Annotated in this window: 4 protein-coding genes and 1 pseudogene; 4 read left to right on the top strand and 1 reads right to left on the bottom strand. The window is 46.7% G+C overall.

Annotation, left to right across the window (positions count from 1 at the left end; genetic code table 11):
- Positions 1-26: 26 nt before the first annotated feature.
- The 3 genes from ftsZ to lpxC all read left to right on the top strand — a co-directional run bounded on the left by ftsZ (position 27) and on the right by lpxC (position 2,883).
- Entirely contained in the window at positions 27-1,325 is a 1,299-nt protein-coding gene (gene ftsZ / locus B7X71_RS13655; RefSeq protein ID WP_293601028.1) for a cell division protein FtsZ, read from the top strand.
- Between the two features lie 112 nt (positions 1,326-1,437).
- Positions 1,438-1,938: a peroxiredoxin gene (locus B7X71_RS13650; protein WP_293599460.1), complete on the top strand. Its 501-nt coding sequence runs from the start codon at positions 1,438-1,440 to the stop codon at positions 1,936-1,938.
- A 30-nt stretch (positions 1,939-1,968) separates the two neighbouring features.
- Positions 1,969-2,883 (top strand): UDP-3-O-acyl-N-acetylglucosamine deacetylase, encoded by a 915-nt coding sequence (lpxC, locus tag B7X71_RS13645; RefSeq protein WP_293601027.1) that lies wholly within the window; start codon positions 1,969-1,971, stop codon positions 2,881-2,883.
- A 1-nt stretch (position 2,884) separates the two neighbouring features.
- Here lpxC and B7X71_RS13640 read toward each other — a convergent pair whose 3' ends face one another.
- Positions 2,885-3,418, bottom strand: a complete 534-nt coding sequence (locus B7X71_RS13640; RefSeq protein WP_293601026.1) for a hypothetical protein — start codon at positions 3,416-3,418, stop codon at positions 2,885-2,887.
- Positions 3,419-3,442: 24 nt separating this feature from the next.
- On the opposite strand from B7X71_RS13640, the pseudogene B7X71_RS13635 reads away from it, so the two are divergent.
- Positions 3,443-3,659 (top strand): annotated as a pseudogene (locus B7X71_RS13635) (hypothetical protein); the annotation flags it as partial.

Genomic DNA, 3,659 nt, shown 5'->3' with positions numbered 1-3,659 from the left:
TAGATCAAGAAACAGCCGGCAAAACCATTATTAAAGTGGTTGGAGTTGGTGGTGCAGGTGGTAATGCAGTTCAGCACATGATTCGTCGCGGTGTTAATGGCGTAGAGTTTATTTGCATGAACACCGATGCTGGCGCTTTACAGCGTTCTGAGGCATCTGTGAATTTGCAACTAGGCTCTAGCGGACTCGGTGCTGGCGCAAAACCAGAAATCGGTGCAGCTTCTGCTGAAGAAGCGCGTACACGTATTGCAGATACATTGCAAGGTGCGCATATGGTATTCATCACTGCTGGTATGGGTGGTGGTACAGGTACTGGCGCAGCTCCAATCGTTGCTCAAGTTGCTAAAGAGATGGGAATTTTGACGGTTGGTGTTATCAGCAAGCCATTTGATTTTGAGGGTGTCAAGCGTCTCAAGGTTGCTGAAAATGGTGCGGCTGAACTCGAGTCTTATGTAGATTCTTTGATCGTAGTTCTCAATGAGAAACTCTTTGAGGTGATGGGTGAGGATGCTGAGTTTGATAAGGCATTCGCATGCGCTGATGATGTATTGCATAACGCGGTTTCGGGTATTGCAGAAATCATTAACGTTCAAGGTTTGATCAACGTCGACTTTGAGGATGTGAAAACAGTGATGGGCGAGCAAGGCAAGGCGATGATGGGAACTGCAACAGTTTCTGGCATGGATCGTGCACGTTTAGCTGCTGAAGCTGCAGTAGCTTCACCATTGCTTGAAGGTGTGGATCTATCTGGTGCACGTGGCGTATTGGTCAACATCACTGCTAGTCGTTCACTCAAATTGTCTGAGACTCGTGAAGTGATGGCTGCAATTCGTGGCTATGCTGCGGATGACGCTACCGTGATCTTCGGTACCGTGTATGACGAGAGTTTGGGTGATGCCTTACGCGTTACTGTGGTGGCAACAGGCTTGAATAATCCACAAGCTCGTCAAAAACATCAACCTGAGGTAGTTTGGAGGCAGGCCACTGGTACCCATGATGCAATGCCAACCATGGCTGACTTAAACAGCTTTGCTCCAGCAAGCGCGTCAGCAGCAATGAGTAAAGTAAGTTTGGACTCAGCTCTGAGTACTAGCGCTGGTTTGGCAATGACTGGTGCCGGTAGTGCGCCTTCAATGGCTTCTCAGCCAGCCACCAGCAGTGTTGATTACAGTCAATATGATTTGCCACGGGTATTCCGCAGTTCTCGTGAAGCTACACCAGCCCCTACATTAGGTGCTGATAGCTCTCCACAAGCTAAGTCCATGTTGGAAAAAGGGGCTGATTACTATGAAATCCCAGCTTTTTTACGTAAGCAAGCAGATTAATTAACTGCTTAATACAATAGGTAGTTGCAGAATGCCAGCGCGGCGCCCCTCCGGACGACGAATCCCGCGCTAGCGTTGGCAAACTCATTACAACTATTTTATTGGAGGCTTTATGATCGCAATCGGACAAAAATTACCAAACGCCACTCTTTATGAGTTCTTAGATGAAGCGAGTGAAGGTTGCGCTATTGGGCCAAATGCATTTGAAGTTGAAAAATTGACCGCTGGTAAAAAAGTGGTGATCTTTGCATTACCTGGTGCATTTACACCTACTTGCTCAGCAAAGCATGTTCCTAGCTATGTAGAGCACTTTGATGCAATCAAAGCAAAAGGTGTTGATGAAATTTGGTGTATTTCGGTAAACGATCCATTTGTTATGGGTGCGTGGGGCCGGGATCAAAAGGTTGGCAAAAAGATCCGCATGTTGGGTGATGGTAGTGCTGAGTTCACTAAGAAACTTGGCCTCGAGTTAGATTTGACTGCTCGCGGCTTGGGTGTTCGTTCAGATCGCTATGCCATGATTGTTGAAAATGGTGTAGTAACAACTTTGGATCGTGAAGCGCCCGGTAAGTTTGAAGTGAGCGATGCAGCTTCCATTTTGAAGAAGCTGTAAGAGAAACTATTCCTGAATTTAGATAAAGCCATGATGAAGCAACGCACAATTGCCACCCCTATTAAAACTGTGGGGATTGGCTTGCACTCAGGGCGTAAGGTGACCTTATCTATTAAGCCTGCACCGGTAAATTCAGGAATCTTGTTTGTACGCGTAGATACCCCAGAGCAATCGGTTGTGCCGGCCACTGCTCTGGCGGTTTGCGACACCCGTCTAGCATCAGTGATTCAAAAGGATGGAGTGCGCGTCTCCACGGTAGAGCATTTACTCTCAGCTTGTGCAGGCCTAGGGCTTGATAATTTATTGATTGAACTTGATGGTGAAGAAGTGCCCATCATGGATGGCAGTGCCGCTTCATTCTTATTTCTGATGGAATCGGCTGGTATTGCTGAGCAAGAAGCCCCTAGACAATTTGTAGTAATTAAAAAACCTATAGAGGTAAAGGAAGGCGATAAGCTCGCGCGCCTAGAGCCTTTCTTTGGGTTTAAGTTAGATTTCACCATCGACTTTAAGCACCCGGCGGTCGACAAGACTGGTCAGCGCTTTGTAGTAGATTTTGCAGAACATGCTTATCGAAGTGAGATTGGTCGTGCCCGTACTTTTGGCTTTGCTCATGAAGTTGAAGCATTGCGAGAAATGGGATTAGCACGGGGTGGAAGTTTGGATAATGCGATTGTGCTCGATGAGCATCGAATCCTGAATAACGAAGAATTGCGTTACGAAGACGAATTTGTTCGTCACAAAATTCTAGATGCCATTGGCGATCTATATTTAGTTGGACACCCAATAGTAGGATCTTACGTCGCTGAAAAATCAGGACATGCCTTAAATAATGCGCTTTTACGCAAGCTTTTGGAGGATCCAAGCGCTTATGAAATCAGTAGCTTTGCCGAAAATAAGGCTCCATCAGCTTATTCAAAAGAGAGTCAACCCCTCTTTTTCTAGGCTATTTAGGCTTGCTGTGAAGAAGACGTTCAACCGCCTTCCGCAGATCGGAATCCGGTGCCAACTTGTCCAACAATGATTCCCAAGAAGCCCTTGCTACAGAGTTAAACCCTCTTGGCTTCTGACTTGCTTGATGCCCCTCACGAGGTTTAATCTCCCAGGTCGGTGGTGCCGGCTTAAGGCGTACCTTAATGCCAGTACAGACCACCCCTTTTTTAGCTAACTCATTGATTAAGCTAGGTAATATTTGCTGTAGACGGGTGGCAACACTTGCCCCGTTGACTAGCAAAAACAGTTCATCCTGACCGCCAGAACGCCATCCAGGCTCAATTTTGGGTGCCAAGTTATCCAAATCCATTTCAAGCAGAGCAGCTTTGAGCGTAATTTTGAGTTTGGCCAGATCTTCTGTTTTAGCTAGGATTCCGCCCAAACCTTCAGAGTCACGCAAATACTCTAGCCACTCATGGGCGGCTTTAGTACGGACAGGTTTAGGGGCAAAGTTCATATAAAAATAGGGTGCGGGTGATAAACTCAAGGTCTTAATTTACTTCAATATCCCATGGTAATCGGTCTTCTTAAAACCCTGGTCGGCAGTCGAAACGACCGCCTCTTAAACAGTATCGCAAAGTGGTTGCTAAGGTTGGTGCTTTCGAGCCTAGCCTGCAAGCTTTGGATGATGCCGCATTGCAAGCAAAAACTGCTGAGTTCAAGTCGCGTTTGGCTGCGGGCGAGTCATTAGATGATATTGCACCAGAGGCTTTTGCAGTAGTTCGTGA

This window comes from Polynucleobacter sp. 39-46-10, from assembly GCF_002282275.1.
This window is presented reverse-complemented; position numbering and strand designations above follow the sequence as displayed.